Origin of the sequence: Burkholderia mycopellens (genome assembly GCF_964265025.1) — a bacterium.
GTDB lineage: Bacteria > Pseudomonadota > Gammaproteobacteria > Burkholderiales > Burkholderiaceae > Burkholderia.
Window position 1 is genome coordinate 2,925,575 of record NZ_OZ183802.1, and the last position, 23,165, is coordinate 2,948,739.

Below are 23,165 nucleotides of genomic sequence, written 5' to 3' on the forward strand. Positions count from 1 at the left end.
ATGAAGACTAGCACACGGTATCGCGCGGCCGCGTGACCGGGTGTTACGCCGCCTGCTGCTGGTACTGGATCCGGTGCAGGTGCGCGTAAAGGCCGCCGCGGCGCAGCAATTCGTCGTGGCTGCCCTCTTCGACGATCTTGCCGGCCTCGAGCACGAGGATGCGGTCCGCACGCTCGATCGTCGACAGCCGGTGCGCGATCACGAGCGTCGTGCGGCCTTCCATCAGCCGTTCGAGCGCGGCCTGCACGTGGCGCTCCGATTCCGAGTCGAGCGCCGACGTCGCTTCGTCGAGGATCAGGATCGGCGCGTCCTTGTAGATCGCGCGCGCGATCGCGAGCCGCTGGCGCTGGCCGCCGGACAGCCGCATCCCGTTGCCGCCGACGAGCGTGTCGAGCCCGTCGGGCATCGCGGCGACCGCATCGGCGAGGTTCGCAGCCTCGAGCGCGGCCTGCACGCGCGCGCGATCGGGCGTCTGCCCGTACGCGACGTTCGCGGCAATCGTGTCGTTGAACAGCACGACGTCCTGGCTGACCATCGCCATCTGGCCGCGCAACGCGTGGAGGTCGTAGTCGGCAACCGGCACGCCGTCGACCAGGATCGCACCGTCGGTCGGGTCGAAGAAGCGCGGCAGCAGGTTCACGAGCGTCGTCTTGCCGCTGCCGGACGGGCCCGCGAGCGCGATCATTTCACCCGGCGCGACCTTGAACGAGATGCGGTCGAGCGTCGGCCGCTCGGCCGCGCCGTAGTCGAACGACACGTTGCGGAACTCGATGTCGCCGCGCGCCTGCGCCAGCGGCCGGCCGCCGCCCTGCGGTTCGGCCGGTTCGTCGATCAGCCCGAAGATCAGCTCGGCGGCCGTCATCCCGCGCTGGAGCGGTTGGTTGACATCGATCAGGTGCTTGAGCGGCGAGATCACCAGCAGCATCGACGTGACGAACGCGACAAAGCCGCCGACCGTCGTCTGGTCGTTCGACGACTGCACGACCGCGATCGTGATCACGACCGCGAGCGCGATCGACGCGAGGAACTGCGTAAGCGGCTGCGCGAGGCCGCCGGAGATCGTCATGCGCATCGCGTAGCCGCGCAGGCGCTTGCTCATCTGCGTGAAGCGGCCCATCTCGTACGCTTCGCCGTTGTGCACCTTGACGACCTTGTAGCCGCCGACCGTCTCCTCGACGATGTACGACAGCTCGTTGGTCAGCGTCTGGTGCTCGCGGTTCAGGCGGCGCAGGCGGCGATTGATCTTGCTGACGAGCCAGCCGATGCCCGGCAGGATCACCGCGACGATCAGCGTGAGCCGCCAGTTCAGGTAGAACAGGTAGCCGAGCAGGAAGATCACCGTCAGCGAATCGCGCACGAGCGTGACCATCACGCCGGTCAGCACCGACAGGATCTGGTTGACCTCGAACACGATCGCGTTGATCACCGTGCTCGCCGTCTCGCGCTGGAAAAACGACGCGCCGGTGTGCAGCATCCGCTGGAACATCTCGAGCCGCAGTTGCAGCAGGATGCGGTTCGACACGTAGTTGAGCAGGTAATTCGACGCGTACTGCGACACGCCGCGCACGAGCGCGAGCCCGATCACGGCCATCGGCACGTACCATTTCGCGCGATCGCTGCCGTGCGAGCCGAAGCCGTGGTCGAGGAGCGGCTTGAGCAGCGCCGGGATACCGGCCTCGGTGGCCGCGACGACGCCCATCGTCATCACGGCGAGCACCACGATGCCGATCAGCGGCCGGATGTACGGCCACAGGCGCTTGAGGACCGTCACGGGCGAGGTGCCCGTGCCGTCCATCGGTTTGCGAAGAGTGTTCTGGGTTTCCAAGGCAATCCTTCTTGAGCCGCGAAGCGGCGCCCGGACGTGACCGCCCGGGATTTCGCCCTGTCGGGCGGGTGCCGAAAAGGGCTCAACATTATAGCCGCACCGCCCCGACCGGCACGGTCATGGCCGATACGGGCGGCGGCCGAGCCGCGGGTATACTGCCGCTCACCGTTTTCTCCGCCTTTCCGACGATTTCATGGCTGAACCCTCCCTCGGCGTCGCCCTCATCGCCCTCAACGCGTCCGCGCGGCTTGCCCAGTGCCTTGCCGCGCTGTCGTTCGCCGACGACGTCGTCGTCATCGACGGCGGCAGCACCGACGATACCGTCGCGATCGCGCAGGCGCACGGCGCGCGCGTGATCGTCGAGCGCGACTGGCCGGGCTTCGGCCCGCAGAAGAACCGCGCGCTCGACGCGCTCGACACCGACTGGATCCTGTCCCTCGATACCGACGAAGTCGTCACTCCGGAGCTCGCGCAGTCGATCCGAGACACGATCCGCGCGCCGGCCGCGCAGATCTATGCGGTCGACCGGCTGTCGAGCTTCTGCGGCCAGTGGATCCATCACAGCGGCTGGTATCCGGACTGGATCCCGCGCCTGTTCCGGCGCGGCGCCGCGCGCTTCTCGGACGATCTCGTGCACGAGCGCCTCGTGTTCGATGGCGCCGCGCAACGCCTGTCCGGCAAGCTGATGCACTACTCGTACGAGGATTTCGAAACGGTGCTGCGCAAGCTCGACGCGTATTCGACGGCCGGTGCGCGCCAGCGCCGCGCGGCCGGCCAGCGCGGCGGCTTCGGCAAGGCGCTCGCGCGCGGCGCCTGGGCGTTCGTGCGCACCTACGTGCTGCGCCGCGGCTTCCTCGACGGCCGCGCCGGCTTCATGATCGCCGTGTTCAATGCGGAAACCGTGTACTACCGCTTCCTGAAGCTCGGCGACCAACGGCCGCGCTGAGCGCCCGCCCGGCGCGCGGCCGGCCCGGCGTTACAATGCCGGGCTGCCCGCGCCGCGCGCGCCCGACCGACCGGCGGCGCCACGCGCCGCCCGCCACGACGACTACCGAATCCGACCGCCATGTTCTCCATCATCATTCCGACCTGGAACAACCTGCCGTACCTCAAGCTCGTCGTCGACAGCCTGCGCCGCCACTCCGCGTACGACCACCAGATCATCGTGCACGTGAACGACGGCTCGGACGGCACGCTCGACTGGGTGCGCAGCGAAGGCATCGAGCACACCGCGTCGCCGACCAACATCGGCATCTGCCACGCAGTGAACTGGGCCGCCGCGCGCGCAACGCGCGACTACGTCGTTTACATGAACGACGACATGTTCTGCTGCCCCGGCTGGGACACGGCGCTCGCGCGCCGCATCGAACAGATGCCGACCGATCTCTTCATGCTGTCGGGCACGATGGTCGAGCCGGTCGACACGCGCAACCCGTGCGTCGTGGTCAGCAATTTCGGCCGCGACGCCGAACATTTCGACGCGGCGGGCCTCGTCGCGGCGGCCCCGAAGCTCGTACGCGCGGACTGGCTCGGCTCGACCTGGCCGCCGACGCTCGTGCACCGCGACTGGTGGAACCGGATCGGCGGCTACAGCAGCGAGCTGTCGCCCGGCATGAGCAGCGACAACGACTTCTCGATGAAAATCTGGGACGCCGGCTGCCGGATCTTCATCGGGGTCGGCGACAGCCTCGTCTACCACTTCCAGCAGAAGAGCACGGGCAAGATCGTCAAGAACGACGGTCGCCGCCAGTTTCTTAACAAATGGGGCATGACCCAGGCGACGTTCGACCGCTACTACCTGCATCGCGGCGAGCTGGCCGGCACGCGCGTCGCGCTCGACACGCCGGCCGTCGAAGGGCACCTGAAGCGCGCGCTGCTGCGCTCGCGGATCAAGCGCGCGCTCAGCTGATCGAGCCCCAAAAACGGCACGGAGACGCGCCCTGCTTCGCGTATACTCTGCGCCGTTCGTCCCGGATCTCCTGCCGGGACGCGCGGCACGATGTACGCAAGCCGCATTCGTCCATTCGACAGGTTCCGATGCTTTCGTTTTCCGCTCCCGCCTCGCGGCGCCTGACCGCCGCCCGTGCATTCGCCGTTGCCGCACTCTGCATGGTGCCCGTCTCGACCGCGTTGACCAATGTGTTCTGCGGGCTGTTCGCCGCCGCGCTCGTGATTTCCCCCGAATTCTGGCGCGACCTGCGCTCGTTCGTCACCGACCCGGCCTCGCTCGCGGCGCTGCTGATCCTGGCCGCGCTGGCCGCCAGCGTCACCTATACGGTTGCACCGCACAACAAGGCGTGGAACTGGGTCGCCAAGTACGACAAGCTGCTGCTGCTGCCGTTCGCCGTGCTCGCCTTCCGCCATTCGAACTGGGCGCCGATCGTGCGCCGTTGCTGGTTCGGCACGCTATGCGTGATCCTTCTGCTGTCGACCACCAACTATCTCGGCCTGACCGCGATCGGGCCCGCGCACGCGAGCGGACTGCCGGTGTCACGCGCGTGGGTGTTCAAGAACCACATCGCCGCCGGCATGTTCGGCGCGCTGCTGTTCTACCAGGCGGCCGATCTCGCGCTGGCGGCCCGCACGACGCTGTCACGCGTCGCGTATGCAGGTGTCGCCGCGTGGTCGCTCGTCAACGTGTTCGTGATGCTGCAGGGACGCACCGGGCAGGTCGTCGCGCTGCTGCTGATCCTCGTCATCGCCGTGCGTTTCGTGGTGTTGCTGCTGCGCCAGCAGTCGGCGCTGCGCGCGGGGCTCGCCGCCGCCGTGTTCGCGCTGGCAGGCATCGCGCTCGTGGTCGCCGCGTGCACGGTCCACAACGGCCGGCTCGTGAAGGTCGTGACGGAAGTCCAGCAATACTGGCAGAGCGACGCGGCGACACCCACCGGGCTGCGCCTCGAGTGGTACAAGAAGGGGCTCGAGCTGTATCGCCAGCGCCCGGCGATCGGCTATGGCGCGGGCGGCCTCGAGACGGAGTTCGAGAAGCTCACGGCCGGCAAGACGGCAGCCGAAGGCCAGCTCACGTCGAACCCGCACAATGAATACCTGCTGATGGCCGTGCAGCTCGGCTCGGTCGGCCTGCTGCTGTTCATCAACCTGATCGTGCAGATCGCACGCGGCAGCCGCACGCTCGATCCGCGCTCGCGACATCTGCTGCTCGGCTGGCTCGCGATCTTCGCGATCGGCAGCCTCGCCAATTCGCTCTTGCTCGATTTCGCCGAAGGGCACCTGATCGTGCTGCTGACCGGCATCCTGCTCGGCTGCGGCGAGCGCACCGAGGCGCTGCCGCGCGAAACGTCGGCGATCCGGCGCAGCGCGTAACGCGCAGGCCTACGCTTCGCCGGCGGACGGCTTCGGCCACCTCGGCGTTCGCCATATTCGAAGGAAACGGGCCGTACGGCCGGCTCGTCGCAAGACAAGCCGCCTGTAACCGGCAGGAAACGCGCGTTGCCCGCGCGTCAGTCGGATCCCGTGCGATGCAGTCGCGACGTATCGACGACGGCTTCGGCCGGGCCCGGCGGATGCAGCCCGAGCATCTCGGCCGCCGCGATTTTCACGCGCTGCGCACCGAGATTGACGAGGCAATCGCTGCGGCTGTCGACCTTGCGCTCGCAGCCCTCGTGCCGGCACGGCACGCAATCGCCCTCCCCCTGCAGCAGCCACACATTCCCGTGCCGACCCGAGCCGCGCAGCGGCCACGGATTTTCGGCGGCCGGCCAGTGCTGCGGCCACGGCCCCCAGCGGACGGGGTCGGACGGGCCGAACAGCGCGATCGTGTCGGTGCCGGTCGCGGCCGCGACGTGCGTCGCGCCGGTGTCGGGTCCGATGAAAAGCCGTGCGCGCCGCACGAGTTCGGCGCTTTCGCCGAACGTCAGGCGGCCGACCAGATTCAGCACGTCGCCGCCCGCTTCGGCCGCAATCTGCTCCGCATACTCGCGCTCGCTGTCCGCCGGGCCACCCGACAGCGCGATCGCGAAGCCGTGCTCGCGCAGCCAGCCGATCATCTCGACCCAGCCGTCGAGCCGCCATTGCTTGTAACGGAACATCGGATACGGATGCAGGACGACCAGCGGCTTGCCGGCGCGGATCGCCGGCGATTCGGCAAGCCACGCGTCGAAGCGCGCGCGCCGCGCCGGATCGTCGCCGATGCCGGGCGCGACGACCTCGGATACCGGCTCGATGCCGATCACGGGGGCAAGCGCGAGCGTGCTGACAACCGTATGCGCGGATTCGTGGTGATTGATCGCGATCCCGTTCAGCATCATTCGCGTGAGCCACGTCACGCGGTTCGGATCGACGAGGCCCACCCGCTTGCGGCCCGCGAACCAGCTGTAGAAACGCGGCCGGTCGGAACTCAGCGCCGCGCATGCGAGATCGTAGCGTCGCCACATCGACAGCGCGTCGCGCAGTCGCTCGCGGAACCCCGCGCGCTGCGCGACGACGATCACGCGCCGCACGTCCGGATTGTGCTCAAGCACGCCTTCGGTGCCGCGAAACACCAGCATGTCGATCTGCGCTTCCGGCCAGCGGGCCTTCAGCGAACGGACGAGCGGCGTCGTCAGCAGCACGTCGCCGATGCGACGCGGCGCGGCGACGAGGATGGTTCTGGGCGGGCGGGCGGAAGAAAACAGGGCCACGGCGATGGGTGTGTCTGGCTGGCTGAACAAGGCTGGCAATGTACAGGATTTTGCAGCAGCCGGCGCGACATGGCGAATCGGCCGCGCGGTTGCCCTGATACGGCCCCGCTCGCGAGCCGCGGCGCGGCAGGCGCACCGCGCGCCGGTGGCGTACGCGGTGCTTGCAATGCCCGTGGTGCTACGAAGCGACGGTCATGATCACCGGCGTCGCAGCGGCAGCAGCCGGCCGCGCGTGTGCCGCGTCAGCCAACGGTTCGTCGCGATGACTGGCCTGCGGCAGCAAATGATTCGCCGCACGCTCGACCGCGTCGACGCCGATCGCGTCGACGGTCGCACCGGCGCGCAGGATCACATGCGGCACACCGAGCGGATGCCAGCGCAGGTATTTTTCGGGACGGTCCTCGAACAGCGCGGCGACGGGCACGCCGAGCGCCGATGCGAGATGTACGGGGGCGCTGTCGGCGGAGACGATCACATCGAGCAGGCTCGCCGCGGCCACCAGCTCGGAGACCGACGACGGCGCGACATGGCGCGCGCGCACGTCGCGCCACGAGTCGTCCTCGGGGGCATGGCCGACGGCCGGATCGCGGAACACGATCACATCGGCGTGCGGCGCAAGCCGCTCGGCGAGGTCACGCCAGCGATCCGCCGGCCAGCGACGCTCGGCCGCCTTGTTCGTCACGAACAGTCCGATGCGCGGCTTCGTGCGCGCGCCGAGCAGCCGATGCCACGCGTCCTGCAGCGCGCGGTCGGGATGAACCGACAACGCGAGGCGGTCGACGTCGGCGCGGCCGAGTTCGGGTACGAGCCGGAAACCCGACAGCGCTTCGTGGCACATCGGCCGCTGCGCGACATGATCGGGCTTGCGATCGTCGAATTCGGTCTCTGCATCGTGCCAGCGGCAATCCTTCGCGCCGATCTGGCGCGCGAACTGCACGCTGCTGCGATGCATGCCGCCGTTCGGCACGACCACGAGGTCGAACCGCAAGCGACGCAGGCGGCGCACGAGCCGCAGCCGGTCGAAGAACGCGCGCATCCGCCCGGGACGGTCGTTACGCTCGCATTGACGGCTATAGACGTAGGTATGGATCAGGTCCACGTCCGGGTTTCCGGCCAGCGCGGCCGCGTTGTAGCGGTTCGCGACCACATGGAGTTCCGCGCCGGGCCAGCGCTCATTCAGCGCGCGGAGAAACGCCGTTGTGCAAAGCATGTCGCCCAGAAAATCAATCCGGATCACGAGGATCCGCTGCGTCGGGTTCCCATTGGCCATGGTCATGTGGTGACTGTCAGTTTTTTGTCGTCGCGACGGGCCATTCCACCGCATCCGGTTCCGGGATGGCCTGGTCGCATGTCGCCGATCGCCGCGCGGACCCGCCCCCGTTTATGTGCGCGATACCGGCGCCACCCGCCGGACAGGCGGCTGTCAGCGCCGCGTTCGTGCGGCCAGCGCCGGATTGTATAGCGTCCGGATGGCCAGCCCAAGACCCGTTTGCGTGAACATGCAAAACGGCCCGCCGCACCGCACGATGGCGATGCGACGGGCCGCATGGCGCGACAGCCGTCCGGCTAAGGCGCGATCAGTACGTGATTTCGACGACGCTGCCGTCGAACGTCGCACGCAACTCCGCGAGCAGCACGTCGCTCGGCTTCACGCGCCATGCGTCGCCGAGGCGCATTTCACCCTGTGCCCGCGCGTTGCTGTAGTGGATCTGGACCGCGAGCCCGTTCGGCAGCGGCGCCTGCGGGCGACGCCCGCCATCGCGCCCGCCGCCGCGCGGCGCCGGCGCTTCGGCCACGTTCACCGCCGCCGGATCGTCCTTCGACACGTGCGGCTCGAGCACGCGGCGCAGCGCGGCCGCGTCGGCGTTGCCGTTCATCGTCAGCCGCACGGCCTGCGCATAGCGGCTGCGCGCGCGTTCGAGATCCATCACGGTATCGGCCGTGAAGCGGATGCCGCCCGTGAACGCATCGTTGCGCGCCTGCCCCTGCACGATCAGCAGCTCATCTTCCTTGAACAGCGCCTTGTTCGCCTCGAACTGCTCGTTGAAGATCGTGATCTCGCACTGGCCCGAACCATCGTCGAGCAGCGCGATCAACATCTTGCCGCGCTGGGTCATCTGCGTGCGCAGCGACGCGATGATGCCGGCCACGAGCTTGTCGCGCCCTTCCTTCAGGTCGCCGACCTTCTGCCGCACGAAGCGGCGAACCTCGTCGCGATACGCGTCGAACAGGTGGCCGGACAGGTAGAAGCCGAGCGCGCCCTTTTCTTCCTGCAGGCGGCGCTTGTCGTCCCATGCGGGCTCGTCGACGAGCGCATGCGCGTGCGGCGACTCGGCACCCATGTCGAACAGGCCGGCCTGCATCGCGTTCGCCTCGGCCTGGTCGGCCGCTTCCATCGCCAGCGGCACCGACGCGATCAGCTGCGCACGGTTCGTGTTCAGCGAATCGAACGCGCCGGCACGGATCAGCGCCTCGACCGTGCGGCGGTTGACCACGCGCCGATCGATCCGCTCGCAGAAGTCGAACAGGTCGGTGAACGGTTTTTCCTCGCGGGCGCGCAGGATTTCCTCGATCGCGTTCTGGCCGCTGCCCTTCACCGCGCCGAGACCGTAGCGGATCGTGCGCGAACGCTTGCCGTCGGCTTCGGCGACCGGCTCGAAGCGGTAATGCGACTGGTTGATGTCGGGCGGCAGCACGGCGAGGTTGTTCACGACGCAATCGTCGAACAGGATCTTCACCTTGTCGGTGTCGTCCATCGCGAGCGTCATGTTGGCCGCCATGAATTCGGCCGGATGGTGCGCCTTCAGCCATGCCGTGTAGTACGCGAGCAGCGCATAGGCGGCCGCGTGCGACTTGTTGAAGCCGTAGCCCGCGAACTTCTCCATCAAGTCGAAGATCTCGTCGGACTTCTCGCGCGTGAGGCCGTTCTTCGCTGCCCCCTCGGCGAAGATCTCGCGGTGCTTGACCATCTCCTCGGGCTTCTTCTTGCCCATCGCGCGACGCAGCAAGTCCGCGCCGCCGAGCGAGTAGCCGCCGATGATCTGCGCCATCTGCATCACCTGCTCCTGATAGACCATGATGCCGTAGGTCTCTTTCAGGACGGGCTCGACGCGCGGATCCGGATACTCGACCTTCTCGCGGCCGTGCTTCCGTGCGCAGAAGCTCGGGATCAGGTCCATCGGGCCCGGACGGTACAACGACACGAGCGCGATGATGTCCTCGAAGCGGTCGGGCTGCGCATCCTTCAGCATGCCCTGCATCCCGCGGCTTTCCAGCTGGAACACCGCGACCGTATTGGCCTTTTTCAGGATCTGGAACGAGGCGGGATCGTCGAGCGGCACCTGCGCGAGCGACCAGTCGGCCTTCGACGGATCGAGGCGGCGGATGTAGCGCTCGGCCCAGTCGAGGATCGTCAGGGTCGTGAGACCCAGAAAGTCGAACTTCACGAGGCCGACGGCTTCGACGTCGTCCTTGTCGTACTGGCTGACGACGCCGCCGTCGTCGCCCTGCGTATACAGCGGGCAGAAATCGGTCAGCTTGCCGGGCGCGATCAGCACGCCGCCCGCGTGCATCCCGACGTTACGCGTGAGGCCCTCGACGCGCTGCGCGAGATCGAGCAGCTGGTGCACCTCGTCCTCGTGGTCGTAGCGCTCCTGCAGCTGCGGCTCCTCCTTCATCGCGTCGGCGATCGTCACGTGCTTGCCCGGCTTGAACGGGATCAGCTTCGCGACGCCGTCGGTGAACATGTAGCCGAGGTCGAGCACGCGGCCGATGTCGCGCACGGCCGCCTTCGCGGCCATCGTGCCGAAGGTGGCGATCTGCGACACGGCGTCCGCGCCGTACTTCTCCTTCACGTACTGGATCACGCGGTCGCGGCCGTGCTGGCAGAAGTCGATGTCGAAGTCGGGCATCGACACGCGTTCCGGGTTCAGGAAGCGCTCGAACAGCAGGTTGTAGCGCAGCGGGTCGAGGTCGGTAATACCGAGCGCGTACGCGACCAGAGAACCGGCGCCCGAGCCGCGGCCCGGGCCGACGGGTACGCCGTTGTTCTTCGCCCAGTTGATGAAGTCCGCGACGATCAGGAAGTAGCCCGGGAAGCCCATCTTCGTGATGGTCCCGCACTCGAATTCGAGGCGCTTGTAATACGTGTCGCGCTGCGCTTCGCGTTCGGCTTCGACCGGATACAGCTGCGCGAGACGGGTCTCGAGCCCTTCCTTCGACAGCTGGACCAGGTAGTCGTCGAGCGACATGCCGTCCGGCGTCGGGAACAGAGGCAGTTTCGGCTTGCCGAGCTCGAGCTTCAGGTTGCAGCGCTTCGCGACTTCGACCGTGTTCGCGATCGCCGACGGCAGGTCGGCGAACAGCGCAACCATGTCGGCCTGCGTGCGGAAATACTGATCGGTCGTGAAGCGCTTCTGGCGCCGCGGGTTCGCGAGGATGTCGCCTTCCGAGATACACACGCGCGCCTCGTGCGCGGTGAAATCGTCGTCGGTCATGAACTGCGTCGGGTGCGTCGCGATGACCGGCAGCTTCAGCGCCGCGGCGAGCGTCGCGGCCTGCTGGATGTACGCCTCGGCGCCCGGCTGGCCGTAACGCTGCAGCTCGATGTAGAAGCCGCCCGGGAACACCTTCGCCCAGCGCTCGGCGTGACGGCGCGCGGCTTCTTCGTTGCCCGCGGCAAGCGCGAGCCCGATGTCGCCCTGTTGCGCGCCCGACAGCGCGAGCAGCCCTTGGGCGAGCTCGCCGTCGAGCCAGCTCGCGTCGAGTTCCGCACGGCCGCGATACTGGTTCGTGAGCCACGCCTTCGACAGTAGCTCGCAGAGATTCAGGTAGCCGACCTTGTTCTTGACGAGCAGCAGCAGCCGCGACGGCTTGTCGCGGTCGTCCGGATTGGCGATCCAGACGTCGCAGCCGGCGATCGGCTTGATGCCCTTGCCGCGGGCTTCCTGGTAGAAACGGACGAGGCCGAATGCGTTGCCGAGATCGGTGAGCGCGAGCGCGCCCTGACCGTCTGCGGCCGCCGCCTTGACGATGTCGTCAATACGCACGATGCCGTCGGCAATCGAGAATTCGGAGTGAACGCGAAGATGGACGAAGCGGGGATCTGACATGGGCGCTATTGTAGCCGCCCCGCCGCGCAGCCTGCCCAAAAAATCCCCACGCCGGCCATTCGGCCAATGCACGCGACCGCACGTCGCGCGGCTGGCCAAACGGCTGGATGCCGGCCTGCGCGCGGTTTGCGGGATAATACGGTTTTTCGAATCAACGCCCCGGCTTCGCCCCCCTTTTTTGCGGGCCGCCGTGCGGCCGTTTTCCCGTCGGACCATCATGACCATCGTCAACCTCGCCGCCTACCACTTCGTGTCGCTCGACGCGAACGAGCACTGGCGCCCGCTCGTCACCGCCCGCTGCAACGAACTCGGCCTGCGCGGCACGATCCTGCTCGCGCCGGAAGGCATCAACCTGTTCGTCGCCGGCACGCGCGAAGCCACTGACGCGTTCATCGCGTACCTCCGCCACGATCCGCTGTTCGAAGGCAAGTTCGCGTCGCTGCAGTTCAAGGAAAGCCTGTCCGACTCGCAGCCGTTCCGCCGCATGCTCGTGCGCCTGAAGCGCGAGATCATCACGATGAAGAAGCCGGCGATCAAGCCGGAACTCGGCCGCGCACCGTTCGTCGACGCGCAGACGCTGAAGACGTGGCTCGACCGCGGCCACGACGACACGGGCCGCCCGGTCGTGATGCTCGACACGCGCAACGCATTCGAAGTCGACGTCGGCACCTTCGACGACGCGCTCGACTATCGGATCAACAAGTTCAGCGAATTCCCGGAAGTGATCGACGCGAACCGCGCCGACCTCGAAGGCAAGACGGTCGTGTCGTTCTGCACGGGCGGCATCCGCTGCGAGAAAGCCGCGATCCACATGAAGGAAATCGGCATCGAGAACGTGTACCAGCTCGAAGGCGGGATCCTGAAGTATTTCGAGGAAGTCGGCGGCGCGCACTATCACGGCGACTGCTTCGTGTTCGACTACCGCACCGCGCTGAATCCGCAACTCCAGCCCACCGAGAACGTCACGTGCTTCGCGTGCCGCGCGGTCGTCACGCCGGATGCGCAACAGTCGCCAAGCTACGTGCCCGGCAAGTCGTGCCCGGCCTGCGCACCGGCAGCCAGCGCCGCGTAAGCGCGCGCGGCCCCGCGCCCCGATGAGCGCCTATCGCGGCCGCTTCGCGCCGTCGCCCACCGGCCCGCTGCATTTCGGATCGCTGGTCGGCGCGCTCGCGAGCTGGCTCGACGCGCGCGCACACGGCGGCACATGGCTCGTGCGCATCGAGGATCTCGACGGCCCGCGCACGGTGCCCGGCGCCGCCGACGACATCCTCGCGACGCTCGCGCATTTCGGCATGACGCCCGACGAGCCGCCCGTCTGGCAAAGCACGCGCGATGCCGCGTACGCGGCCGCGCTCGAACGGCTCGTCGCGGCCGGGCTCGTCTATCCGTGCAGCTGCACGCGCAAGGAAATCGCCGATTCGCTGCGTGCCGCGCACGAGCGCCACACGACGCTCGCCTACCCGGGCACCTGCCGCACCGGCCTGCACGGCAAGCCCGCGCGCGCGTGGCGGCTGCGCGTGCCGGACGGCGACGATGCGATCGTCACGTTCGACGATCGCTGGCAGCACACGCAATCGCAGAACCTCGCGACCGAGGTCGGCGATTTCGTGCTGAAGCGCGCGGACGGACAATGGGCCTATCAGCTCGCGGTCGTCGTCGACGATGCCGATGCGCACGTCACGCACGTCGTGCGCGGCGCCGACCTGCTCGACTCGACCGCGCGCCAGATCCACCTGCAGCACTGCCTCGGCGTGCCGACGCCGCAATACCTGCATGTGCCCGTCGTCGTCGATGCGAACGGCGAAAAGCTCAGCAAGCAAACCGGCGCGACCGCGCTCGAACGCGACGATCCGCTGCCGGCGCTGCAGGCCGCGGCCGCGCACCTGGGCCTCGCGCCCGGCGGCGCGCTCGCATGCACGACCCTCGATGCGTTCTACGCAGCCGCAACGACCGCGTGGGCGACGCGCTTCGGGCGGCAGGCCGGCTAAGCGCGCGGCAGCAGGCCGCGGCGATCGGGCAGCGGCCGGATGCCACTTGCATCGTCCGCCGCCTGCGCCCCGCCCCTCCGCAATCAAGCCGCAGCCCCAATGAAAAACGGGCACATGCTCATCGCATGCACCCGCTTTTCCTGCAGCGCTCGCGCGCTGCGTGTCACATCCGCCCGGCTTACACCGACGGCTTGCGCGGCATCCCGAACCCGCCGAGCAGTGCGGCGACCTGACGCTTCGGCCCCTTCTTCTCGGGCTGCTGCGCGGGCTGCGCGTCGTCGTGCTGCTTCGCCGACGCCGACGGCTCGTACGGCTTCAGGAAAAAATCGTCGACCGGCGCTTCGTGGCGACGGTGATGACCGCGCTCGGAACCGCCCGGCCGGCGCCCCGACGCGCCGCGATGCTCGTCGCGATCTCGACGGCCGCCTCGCTCGGCACCGCGCTCGCTGTTGCGATCTCCGCCGCGGTCGTTGCCGCGCTCGTCGTGACGATGGCGTGCGGGCTTGTCGAGCGCGAGCGTCTGCACTTCGAGCGGACGCTTGATCAGCTTCTCGATATCGGCAAGCTGCTTGCGCTCGTTCGGGCTGCACAGCGACAGCGCGTCGCCCGTCGCACCCGCACGGCCGGTACGGCCGATCCGGTGCACGTAGTCTTCCGCACTGAACGGCAGGTCGAAGTTGATCACGGCCGGCAGTTCGGCGATGTCGAGGCCGCGCGCGGCCACGTCGGTCGCGACCAGCGCCTCGATCTCGCCGCGCTTGAACGCGTCGAGTGCCTGCATCCGCTCGATCTGCGTCTTGTCGCCGTGGATCGCCGACGCGACCACGCCGTCGCGCTCGAGATTGCGCGCAAGGCGGCTTGCGCCGATCTTGCTGTTGCAGAACACGATGACCTGCTTGAGGCCGCGATCGCGCAGCAATTGCACGACGGCCGCCTGCTTGTCGCCTTCGGCGACGTCGTAGACGATCTGCGTGACGTTCGCGTTCGTCGAGTTGCTGCGTGCGACTTCGATCGTCTGCGGGTTGCGCAGGTAGGTCGACGCAAGCTTCTTGATTTCCGGCGAGAAGGTGGCCGAGAACAGCAGCGTCTGGCGCTCCTTCGGCAGCAGGTTCAGGATGCGCTGCAGATCGGGCAGGAAGCCCATGTCGAGCATCCGGTCGGCTTCGTCGAGCACGAGGATCTGCACCTGGCCGAGATTCGCCGTTTTCTGCTGCACGTGGTCGAGCAGACGGCCGGGCGTCGCGATCAGGATCTCGACGCCGCGGCGCAGTTCGGCCATCTGCGGGTTCATGTCGACACCGCCGAACACGACCGCGCTGCGCAGCGGCGTGTGCTTCGCATACGCGTGCACGTTCGCGGCGACCTGGTCGGCGAGTTCGCGGGTCGGCGTGAGGATCAGCGCACGCACCGGGTGGCGCGCCGGAGACGCGCTCGTGTTGGCCTGCGGCAGCAGCCGCTGGATGATCGGCAGCGAGAAACTCGCGGTCTTGCCGGTGCCTGTTTGCGCGGCGCCCATGACGTCGCGGCCGGCGAGCACGACCGGAATGGCCTGCGCCTGGATCGGCGTCGGCGTCGTATAACCCTGCTCCGCAATGGCTTTCAGGATATCGGCGGCAAGGCCGAATTGATCGAAGGTTGCGTCGACGGGCTTGGCGACAGAATCGGACATGGTGGCGTTTCGCTCAAAAGGCGCGGCGGGGACATCGTGCGTCAGGCCAGCCGGGCCTGCGCTCATCACAATTCGGAAATAGACGGAGCCGCGGCGCGCCGCGCGGCGCCGCTCTGGCGCTTGGGACCGGTTCAATGCGAACGCTGGACGCCAGGCCGTGCGGACTCCGTTCGGCGCTAATGCCGACGGAAAGGGTCGTATTGTAGCACTGCGCAGCCATCTGTCCGTGACAACGCCGCGAACGGCCGCAACGGCGGTTCGCGCGGCGGGCCCGGGCAGGCCCGTGCGGCAGACGAATGACCCGATCGGACTCACCCGATCGGCCTGCGGGTGATTTCAGGGGGCTGATCCCGGATCGTCTTGCGCGGTCGCCCGCCGCCAGCCCGCTTGCCGGGCTGTCAGGCCCGGGAGCCGGCCGCCGGCAGGCACCGGCCGCACGATCCACATTCCCGCCCGGCGCTCAGCCCTTCTTCTTTTTCTTCTCGACCTGTACGCAGTCACCCAGCAGCGGCGGCGCGTTCGGGTCGGCGATCTCGTCGCGCAGCGTCGCTTCCTTGCCCTTCGTCCACCACGTATAGCGGCCGGCCTGGTAGCGCGCGCCCGACGCCGACACGGTATCGACGAACAGCATCTGCTTCCCGTTGACCGGCACGAGCGCGAAGCTCTGGCCGTTGCCCGCGAGCCAGTACGACACGCGCACCGGTTGCTTCTGGTTCGCGCACTGGTAGACGGCGAACTGGCGCGAATCTGCGTCGATCTCTTCGACGGTCAGTTGCGCGGCATGCGCGACGGAAACGGCCGTGCCGGCGAGCGCGAGCGCGGCGAGGGTTTGGCGAATCATGCAGGTCCTCTCACGAGACGGGTGAAAACGCGCCCTCGCGGGGCGCGCGATTATTGCGGGCGATCGGGACGGGTATGGTGATCAGGGATCGATGACGTCGGCACACGCGTCGGTCGGTGCGGCCGCGACATGGCCGACGAGCGGCACGATCTTGAGCCCGGCCGAGGCGACCCGGCACGGTGCGGCCGCGAGGCCGCAACCCGCGAGGTTCGCTGCAAGCGCCAGCGCGGCGGCCAGCTTTCCGATACGCAGCCACTTCGGCGTCATCGTCCTCTCCTGGTTGCGTCAGCGGGCCGACACGGGCCGGACGGCCGCGGCGGCACGCTTCGCGCGTTCGCGCGCTTCGTCGACGGTCGCGCCGGTCGCCAGCGCGACGCCCATGCGCCGCTTCGCAAAACTTTCCGGCTTGCCGAACAGGCGCAGGTCCGCGCCCGGCACCGCGAGCGCGTCGCGCACGCCCTCGAACGCGATCCCGCGCTCGTCGAGCCCGCCGTAGATCACGGCCGACGCGGCCGGCGTACCCAGCGCCGGATCGACCGGCAGCCCGAGAATCGCACGCGCGTGCAGCTCGAATTCCGACTGGCGCTGCGACGCAAGCGTGACGAGGCCCGTATCGTGCGGCCGCGGGCTCACCTCGGAGAACCATACGTCGTCGCCGCGCACGAACAGCTCGACGCCGAACATCCCGCGCCCGCCGAGCGCCTCGGTGACCTTGTGCGCGATCTCGCGCGACTTCTCGAGCGCCACCGCGCTCATCGGCTGCGGCTGCCACGACTCGACGTAGTCGCCCGCGACCTGCACGTGGCCGACCGGCTCGCAGAAGTAGGTGCGCGTGGCGTCCGTCGCCGGATCGATCGCGCGCACGGTGAGCTGCGTGATCTCGTAGTCGAAATCGATGAAGCCCTCGACAATCACGCGGCCGTGGTTCACCCGTCCGCCCGCCATCGCGTAGTCCCACGCCGGCTTCACGTCGGCTTCGGTCTTCACGACCGACTGCCCCTTGCCCGACGACGACATCACGGGCTTCACGACGCACGGCATGCCGATCTTCGCGATCGCCGCGCTGAACGCCTCGAACGAATCCGCGAACGCATACGGCGAGGTCGGCAGGCCGAGCTCCTCGGCCGCGAGCCGGCGGATCCCTTCGCGGTTCATCGTGAGCTGCGTCGCGCGTGCGGTCGGGATCACCTCGGCAAGGCCGGCCGCCTCGATCGCCGCGAGCGCGTCGGTCGCGATCGCCTCGATCTCGGGCACGATCAGGTGCGGGCGTTCGGCTTCGACGATCGCCCGCAGCGCGGCGGCGTCCGTCATGTCGATCACGTGCGCGCGATGCGCGACCTGGTGGCCCGGTGCGTCCGGATAGCGGTCGACCGCGACGACTTCGACGCCGAGCCGCTGCAACGCGATGATGACTTCCTTGCCGAGCTCGCCGGCGCCGAGCAGCATGACGCGCGTGGCCGAGGGTGAGAGCGGCGTACCGAGCCGCTGACCGATCTGCATGTGATTACCCGCTTCTGGTGGAGGACGAAAACGGCTCCGATGTTAACACGCGCCACGGCACCGGTTTTGCGCGTTTCGTCGCGCCGGCGCCCGGCCGCGGGCCGCTCGCAAGCGGGCTGCGAACGTTTTCACGCGCGAAGTGTCGGCTCGCCTGCCGCGGGGCGGGTGCGTTACTCTTACGCCTTGATCAGAATCCGATGAGGAACGAGGCTCATGTCCCACCTGTCCGCCGCCGCACGCGCACGCACCGGCCTGCTTCGCCCGCTGCGCGCGCCGCTTTGCGCGTTGACGCTTGCCACGCTTCTCGCCGCCTGCGCGATGCCGACCCACCCCGATTCCGCCGCCCCCGCGCCCGACCCGTACAATCCGGCCGCCGTCCAGCTGCTCGACGACACGAGCTGGGAACTCACCAGCTGGCTGAATGCCGACGGCACGCAGCGCGCGATCCCGCACGGCGACAACGGCGAGCCGATCAAGCTCGCGCTGTCGACCGACTCGGGCATCCGGCGCGCCAGCGGGTTCTCGGGCTGCAATCGCTACATGGGCACCTACGCGATCAAGAACGGCCTGTTGAGCTTCGGGCCGCTCGCCGGCACGCGGATGGCCTGCCCGAATACGCTCGGCGGCCAGCTCGAAACCGCGTACCTCGACGCACTCGCCCACGTCGACAAGACCGGCGTGCAGATGCGCGAGCCGCAGCAATTGCAGATCGTGACCACGTCCGGCGCAACGCTGACCTTCACGCACCGGAGCCCCTGATGCACGGCGCGCGCGAAGGCCGACCGACCGCCTTCGCGCCGCGCGCCACGCGCGTGTGCCGCGCACACGCGTCGCACGGCGTGAATCGAATGCACGCCGCGTTAGAGTCTTGTTCGCCGGCCGGTTAAACTCGGCGGGTCGCGCCTCGCGCGCCCCTCCCCACTCCTGTTTCAAAGCATGCACACGGTTGTCTTCGGCTGGTTCGGCATCTCCGCCGTCTGGTTCCTCCTTCTCTTCTGGCGTCTCGTGCAGGCGATGCTGCCCGGCGGCGGCGGACTCGCCGGCCGCGGCTCGATCCGCCTGTGGCTCGGCTTCGCCGCCGTGTTCGTGGGCAGCTGCACGCTGACGAGCCCACTGTCGGGCCCCGACACGAACGCGCTCGGCCATGCGTTCTCCGCAGGCTTCGCCCACGTGCTGGGCCCGATCGGCACGCCGGTCGCGATGGTCGTGCTGTTCTTCGCCGGGTTGCCCTGGCTGACCGGCATCGGCTGGCGGCAGTTCGCCGCGTGGGTCGATACGTCGTTCGGCGTCAAGCTGGCGCGCGACAGTGGTGACGACGAAGCGCGCGGCATCGCCGACCTGCCGCGCAGCGCGTTGCATCGCGACGACGATATCGTCCAGCCGAGCACCGCACATACCGTCAATTCGATGGCGCCGCGCCAGAACGGCCGGTATTCGCGCCCGACGCTGTGGAAACCCGACCCGCAGGCGCGACCGAAGCCGCGCAGCAGCACGCCTGCCCGTCCGCACGTGGAACCTGTTGCGCCGTCGGGCTGGTTGAAGCCGGCCGCGCCCCAGCGCAGCATGCCGGCACCGCCCGCGCCGATCCCCCCGGCCAGCGCAATGCCGCCGCCGACGACCGGCAGCACCGCCAGCCTCGCGCGCGCAGCGGCAAACTCACAAGTCCCGCGTCCAGATCCGGCCCCGCTTCCTGCCGGATTCCAACCCGTCCGCCCGCGGCCGACCGCCGCGCGACCGGCCACCGCCGCGTTGAAGCCGACTCCGCCGCGGACCACGGTCACGCCGCGGCCGGCCACCACGCAGCCGCAGCGCCCGCCGATACGCCCCGCCGCAGGAGCCGGTTCGGCCGGCCTGCCGTCGGATGCGGCACGACGTCGCCCGGCGCAGCAAACGCCGGCGCGCGCACCACTGTATGCCTGGACCGAAAAACCCGCCGCACCGATCACGCCGGCGCCGAGCGTGCACGACACGCTGCGCTCGATCGAGGCCAGCACCGCGCAATGGGCGACGCTGGGTGGCGCGCAGTCGGACGGTGCCGGGCACGCGGCGGCAGCCGCAACCGTGGCCGGTGTGGCCGCGGCAGCAGCCGGCATGGCAGCGCCGGCAGCAGCGACCGTGCCGACCGGGTTCGCCTCCGCGGCCCACGGCCTCGCGGCGCATGACGCCAGTGTTCCGCTCGCACACGATGCGACGCCCGCGTACGACGACAACGCACCGATCATGCTCGACGCGTTCGTGCCGGCAGCACCCGCCGTCCGTCCACCGGTTGCCGATGCGGGCGCCGTGGCGTTCGACGCCGCCGCACCGCACGCGGTGTCGAATACCGGCATCGACGCCGCCGCGTTCTCGCATCGCGCCGATGACGAAATCCGGCACGCCGACGATGCCGCTGCCGCACCGGCATCGGGAATCACACCCGCGCCGGCATTCGACGCGCCCATCGACCTCGCGCCGTGGGAAGACCTCGCCAGCCAGCCGGTTTCCGGGTTCGACGCGTCCGCGTGGCACCCGGTCGCCGCGCCGTCGACGGCTGTGACGGGATCGGAACCGGCCAATGCCGCCTCTGCGCAACCGACGACCGAGGTGGTTCACGACATCGCCGCGAGCAACCCGCCGGCATCGTTCGACACTGACGACAAGTACACGGCGCAACCGGCTGCTGCGATCGATCTCACGGCTTCGGCCCGCATGCCGCAGGACATCGCCAACGCGCACGCCGACGTGAAGCCCGCCGGGAACGTCGCGCCGTTCGCGGCCCTTCCCGCCTCTCCGATCGCCGAAACGACATCGCGCACAAGTGCCGAAACCCGACCGTTTGCAGCAGCGTCGGCATCGAGTGCCGCACTGGAAGCAGCCAAGTCGGACACGGTGGAACCTGTCGCACCGCTGACGACAATCGCTCAAGGCACCGCACCGGCGGCGGCATGGACGTGGACGCCTGCGACAGCGCAACCGGCCGCGACGCATACGCCCGTCACCTCGGAATTGCCGAAATCGCCGGTTACGGCTCAACCGTTTGCCGCCGCGCAAGCTCAGTCGGCGAGTACTGCGTCGCCGCTCGTCGGCACCGCCCACGGTTCGACCGCGCAAGCGTCTGCATCCGCATCGGACATTGCGCCCACCGCTTTGTCGGACGGTGTGATCGGCACGGCATCCGGTTCGCTTGCTCAACCGGCCGAGTCGACCGCTGCATCCGTCGCGCCGGCATCCCCGATCGGCGTGACCGGCGCTGCGTCGGCTCCGCTTTCGCAGCCGGCCACTTCGGCGTCGAACGCTGTATCCATCGCGCCGGCGCCTCCGGTCAGCGTTGCGGGCACGACTGACAGTTCGCCCCTCCGCGCATCGACATCCGCGTCGTCCGTCGCGCCCGCCGTGACGCCGTCGACGGCCGGCGTGTCGGCTTCGACTTCCGGTTCGACCGCGCCTGCGCCCGCCATGCCGGTGATCGCTGCCACGACACCCGTCAATGTCGCGTCGGACCTGATCACTGCACCGTCCGCGCCCGCCCCGACGCTTCAGGCCAACCCGGCAACCTCGTCGACGGGTACGACATTCGGCGCATTCGCACCGCAGCCGACCGCAAGCCTGCCCGTACCACCGGCCGCTTCCGACACAACTGCACCGACCTCCGCCCCGATCGCATCGATCGCCACGGCGGCAGCGACGCCAGCGCAACCGATCGCCAATTCGCCCACCGCTCCGGCCGGCTCGCTGACGTCCTTCGGCATGACCACCGCGACGCTGGCTCCGTCGATCGCTTCCGCACCTGCGGCAATCGAAGTCACGACGTTCGCAACCCCGCCCGCCTCGGCCTCGTCGCCGGCCAGCTGGCCCGTGTCGAATGTCTCCGCGGCACCGGCAGCCCCATTGGCCGCGGCGCCGCAACCCCCGGCAACGATCCCCGGCGCGAGCCTGTCCGCACCGGCGGCGGTCGCGCCCGTACCGGCGATGCCCGTCGGCCACCCGGCCGAAGCAGCCACAGCCGCGGCGACCGAACCGGCCGTGCCGATCGAAGCCGCATCGCCGCCGCCCGCCGACACCCCTGCGCGCCCACCGCGCCCGAACGCGTTCGAATTCCACGCGCCCGCGTCGTTCAACGTCGAACTGCCGACGCTCGACCTGCTCGAGCCCGCGTCCGACGACGTCGAAATGATCACCGAGGAACACCTCGCGCAAACGGCGCAGGTGATCGAACAGCGGCTGCAGGAATTCAAGGTGCCGGTGACGGTCGTCGGCGCTTCGGCCGGCCCCGTGATCACGCGCTTCGAGATCGAACCCGCGCTCGGCGTGCGCGGCAGCCAGATCGTCGGGTTGATGAAGGACCTGTCGCGCGGCCTCGGCCTCACGTCGATCCGCGTCGTCGAGACGATTCCCGGCAAGACCTGCATGGGCCTCGAACTGCCGAATGCGAAGCGCCAGATGATCCGCCTGTCGGAAATTCTCGAGTCGCGCCAGTACCAGCACTCTGCCTCGCAGCTGACGATCGCGATGGGCAAGGACATCACCGGCCACCCGGTCGTCACCGATCTCGCGAAGGCGCCGCACATGCTTGTCGCCGGCACGACGGGCTCGGGCAAGTCGGTCGCGATCAACGCGATGATCCTGTCGCTGCTGTACAAGGCGACGCCGGAAGACGTGCGGCTCATCATGATCGACCCGAAGATGCTGGAGCTGTCGGTCTACGAAGGCATCCCGCACCTGCTCGCGCCGGTCGTCACCGACATGAAGCTCGCGGCGAACGCGCTGAACTGGTGCGTCGGCGAGATGGAGAAACGCTACCGGCTGATGTCGGCCGTCGGCGTGCGCAACCTCGCGGGCTTCAACCAGAAGATCCGCGACGCCGAAGCGAAGGAAAAGAAGATCGGCAATCCGTTCTCGCTGACGCCCGAGGATCCGGAGCCGCTGTCGACGCTGCCGCTGATCGTCGTCGTGATCGACGAGCTGGCCGACCTGATGATGGTCGCAGGCAAAAAGATCGAGGAACTGATCGCGCGCCTCGCGCAGAAGGCGCGTGCGGCCGGCATCCACCTGATTCTCGCGACGCAGCGTCCGTCCGTCGACGTGATCACGGGCCTGATCAAGGCGAACATCCCGACGCGCGTCGCGTTCCAGGTGTCGTCGAAGATCGACTCGCGCACGATTCTCGACCAGATGGGTGCCGAGTCGCTGCTCGGGATGGGCGACATGCTGTTCCTGCCGCCGGGCACCGGTTATCCGCAGCGCGTGCACGGCGCGTTCGTCGCCGACGAGGAAGTGCACCGGATCGTCGAATACCTGAAGCAGTTCGGCGAGCCGCAGTACGAGGAAGGGATCCTCGACGGCCCGGCTGCCGACGGCGCGACGCAGGACCTGTTCGGCGATGCGCCGGACGCGGAAGCCGATCCGCTGTACGACGAAGCCGTCGCGTTCGTCGTGCGCACGCGGCGCGCGTCGATCTCGTCCGTGCAGCGGCAGTTGCGCATCGGCTACAACCGCGCGGCGCGCCTCGTCGAGCAGATGGAGGCGGCCGGGCTCGTGTCGGCGATGGGCATCAACGGCAGCCGCGAGGTGCTCGTGCCGGCCGCGGCCGACTGAGCGCGGCGGCCGGTCGGCCA

The 23,165-nt window shown here is 68.8% G+C and carries 15 protein-coding genes; 7 read left to right on the forward strand and 8 right to left on the reverse strand.

Features of this window, described 5'->3' with window-relative positions; genetic code table 11:
* Positions 1–43: 43 nt before the first annotated feature.
* The gene (msbA, locus tag ACPTTC_RS13550; protein ID WP_226198871.1) at positions 44–1,795 is read right to left on the reverse strand and encodes a lipid A export permease/ATP-binding protein MsbA; all 1,752 of its coding nucleotides are present in this window, start codon (positions 1,793–1,795) and stop codon (positions 44–46) included.
* A 223-nt stretch (positions 1,796–2,018) separates the two neighbouring features.
* Between msbA and ACPTTC_RS13555 the strand changes: the two genes are divergently transcribed.
* From ACPTTC_RS13555 to ACPTTC_RS13565, 3 genes are all read left to right on the forward strand, one after another.
* The gene (locus tag ACPTTC_RS13555) at positions 2,019–2,771 is read left to right on the forward strand and encodes a glycosyltransferase family 2 protein (RefSeq protein ID WP_423392763.1); all 753 of its coding nucleotides are present in this window, start codon (positions 2,019–2,021) and stop codon (positions 2,769–2,771) included.
* Positions 2,772–2,891: 120 nt separating this feature from the next.
* On the forward strand, positions 2,892–3,734 hold the full coding sequence (locus ACPTTC_RS13560; protein WP_423392764.1) for a glycosyltransferase family 2 protein: 843 nt from the start codon (positions 2,892–2,894) through the stop codon (positions 3,732–3,734).
* Between the two features lie 128 nt (positions 3,735–3,862).
* On the forward strand, positions 3,863–5,146 hold the full coding sequence (locus ACPTTC_RS13565) for an O-antigen ligase family protein (RefSeq protein ID WP_423392765.1): 1,284 nt from the start codon (positions 3,863–3,865) through the stop codon (positions 5,144–5,146).
* 137 nt (positions 5,147–5,283) lie between these two features.
* Here ACPTTC_RS13565 and ACPTTC_RS13570 read toward each other — a convergent pair whose 3' ends face one another.
* From ACPTTC_RS13570 to dnaE, 3 genes are all read right to left on the reverse strand, one after another.
* Entirely contained in the window at positions 5,284–6,462 is a 1,179-nt protein-coding gene (locus ACPTTC_RS13570) for a glycosyltransferase family 9 protein (protein ID WP_423392766.1), read from the reverse strand.
* A 178-nt stretch (positions 6,463–6,640) separates the two neighbouring features.
* The gene (locus tag ACPTTC_RS13575; RefSeq protein ID WP_423393360.1) at positions 6,641–7,732 is read right to left on the reverse strand and encodes a glycosyltransferase family 9 protein; all 1,092 of its coding nucleotides are present in this window, start codon (positions 7,730–7,732) and stop codon (positions 6,641–6,643) included.
* Positions 7,733–8,039: 307 nt separating this feature from the next.
* Positions 8,040–11,573 (reverse strand): DNA polymerase III subunit alpha, encoded by a 3,534-nt coding sequence (gene dnaE, locus ACPTTC_RS13580; RefSeq protein WP_423392767.1) that lies wholly within the window; start codon positions 11,571–11,573, stop codon positions 8,040–8,042.
* A gap of 217 nt (positions 11,574–11,790) precedes the next feature.
* On the opposite strand from dnaE, the gene ACPTTC_RS13585 reads away from it, so the two are divergent.
* Positions 11,791–12,645 carry a sulfurtransferase gene (locus ACPTTC_RS13585; RefSeq protein WP_175951091.1) on the forward strand — a complete coding sequence of 285 codons (855 nt, stop codon included), beginning with the start codon at positions 11,791–11,793 and terminating at the stop codon, positions 12,643–12,645.
* 22 nt (positions 12,646–12,667) lie between these two features.
* Positions 12,668–13,561: a tRNA glutamyl-Q(34) synthetase GluQRS gene (gene gluQRS / locus ACPTTC_RS13590; protein WP_423392768.1), complete on the forward strand. Its 894-nt coding sequence runs from the start codon at positions 12,668–12,670 to the stop codon at positions 13,559–13,561.
* A 178-nt stretch (positions 13,562–13,739) separates the two neighbouring features.
* On the opposite strand, the gene ACPTTC_RS13595 is transcribed toward gluQRS, so the two are convergent.
* The 4 genes from ACPTTC_RS13595 to purT form a co-directional block, all read right to left on the reverse strand.
* A complete protein-coding gene (locus tag ACPTTC_RS13595) occupies positions 13,740–15,296 on the reverse strand; it encodes a DEAD/DEAH box helicase (protein WP_423392769.1) in 1,557 nt (518 codons plus the stop codon).
* 394 nt (positions 15,297–15,690) lie between these two features.
* Positions 15,691–16,071, reverse strand: a complete 381-nt coding sequence (locus ACPTTC_RS13600; RefSeq protein WP_423392770.1) for an MliC family protein — start codon at positions 16,069–16,071, stop codon at positions 15,691–15,693.
* 81 nt (positions 16,072–16,152) lie between these two features.
* Positions 16,153–16,338, reverse strand: coding sequence for a DUF6726 family protein (locus tag ACPTTC_RS13605; RefSeq protein WP_226198815.1), 186 nt, complete (start codon positions 16,336–16,338; stop codon positions 16,153–16,155).
* Positions 16,339–16,356: 18 nt separating this feature from the next.
* On the reverse strand, positions 16,357–17,571 hold the full coding sequence (purT, locus tag ACPTTC_RS13610) for a formate-dependent phosphoribosylglycinamide formyltransferase (RefSeq protein WP_423392771.1): 1,215 nt from the start codon (positions 17,569–17,571) through the stop codon (positions 16,357–16,359).
* 213 nt (positions 17,572–17,784) lie between these two features.
* Here purT and ACPTTC_RS13615 point away from each other — a divergent pair, with 213 nt between their 5' ends.
* Complete coding sequence (locus tag ACPTTC_RS13615) at positions 17,785–18,330, forward strand: META domain-containing protein (protein ID WP_089440712.1); 546 nt, start codon at positions 17,785–17,787, stop codon at positions 18,328–18,330.
* Positions 18,331–18,507: 177 nt separating this feature from the next.
* Positions 18,508–23,145, forward strand: a complete 4,638-nt coding sequence (locus tag ACPTTC_RS13620; RefSeq protein WP_423392772.1) for a DNA translocase FtsK — start codon at positions 18,508–18,510, stop codon at positions 23,143–23,145.
* Positions 23,146–23,165: the final 20 nt, after the last annotated feature.

Bases quoted from the DNA above. Each gene is read 5' to 3' on its own strand.
- ACPTTC_RS13575 (WP_423393360.1), bottom strand. From the start codon at position 7,732: ATGGCCAATGGGAACCCGACGCAGCGGATCCTCGTGATCCGGATTGAT.
- dnaE (WP_423392767.1), bottom strand. From the start codon at position 11,573: ATGTCAGATCCCCGCTTCGTCCATCTTCGCGTTCACTCCGAATTCTCG.
- ACPTTC_RS13620 (WP_423392772.1), top strand. From the start codon at position 18,508: ATGCACACGGTTGTCTTCGGCTGGTTCGGCATCTCCGCCGTCTGGTTC.
- msbA (WP_226198871.1), bottom strand. From the start codon at position 1,795: ATGGACGGCACGGGCACCTCGCCCGTGACGGTCCTCAAGCGCCTGTGG.
- ACPTTC_RS13565 (WP_423392765.1), top strand. From the start codon at position 3,863: ATGCTTTCGTTTTCCGCTCCCGCCTCGCGGCGCCTGACCGCCGCCCGT.
- ACPTTC_RS13560 (WP_423392764.1), top strand. From the start codon at position 2,892: ATGTTCTCCATCATCATTCCGACCTGGAACAACCTGCCGTACCTCAAG.
- ACPTTC_RS13595 (WP_423392769.1), bottom strand. From the start codon at position 15,296: ATGAGCGCAGGCCCGGCTGGCCTGACGCACGATGTCCCCGCCGCGCCT.
- purT (WP_423392771.1), bottom strand. From the start codon at position 17,571: ATGCAGATCGGTCAGCGGCTCGGTACGCCGCTCTCACCCTCGGCCACG.
- ACPTTC_RS13605 (WP_226198815.1), bottom strand. From the start codon at position 16,338: ATGACGCCGAAGTGGCTGCGTATCGGAAAGCTGGCCGCCGCGCTGGCG.
- ACPTTC_RS13585 (WP_175951091.1), top strand. From the start codon at position 11,791: ATGACCATCGTCAACCTCGCCGCCTACCACTTCGTGTCGCTCGACGCG.
- gluQRS (WP_423392768.1), top strand. From the start codon at position 12,668: ATGAGCGCCTATCGCGGCCGCTTCGCGCCGTCGCCCACCGGCCCGCTG.
- ACPTTC_RS13600 (WP_423392770.1), bottom strand. From the start codon at position 16,071: ATGATTCGCCAAACCCTCGCCGCGCTCGCGCTCGCCGGCACGGCCGTT.
- ACPTTC_RS13615 (WP_089440712.1), top strand. From the start codon at position 17,785: ATGTCCCACCTGTCCGCCGCCGCACGCGCACGCACCGGCCTGCTTCGC.
- ACPTTC_RS13555 (WP_423392763.1), top strand. From the start codon at position 2,019: ATGGCTGAACCCTCCCTCGGCGTCGCCCTCATCGCCCTCAACGCGTCC.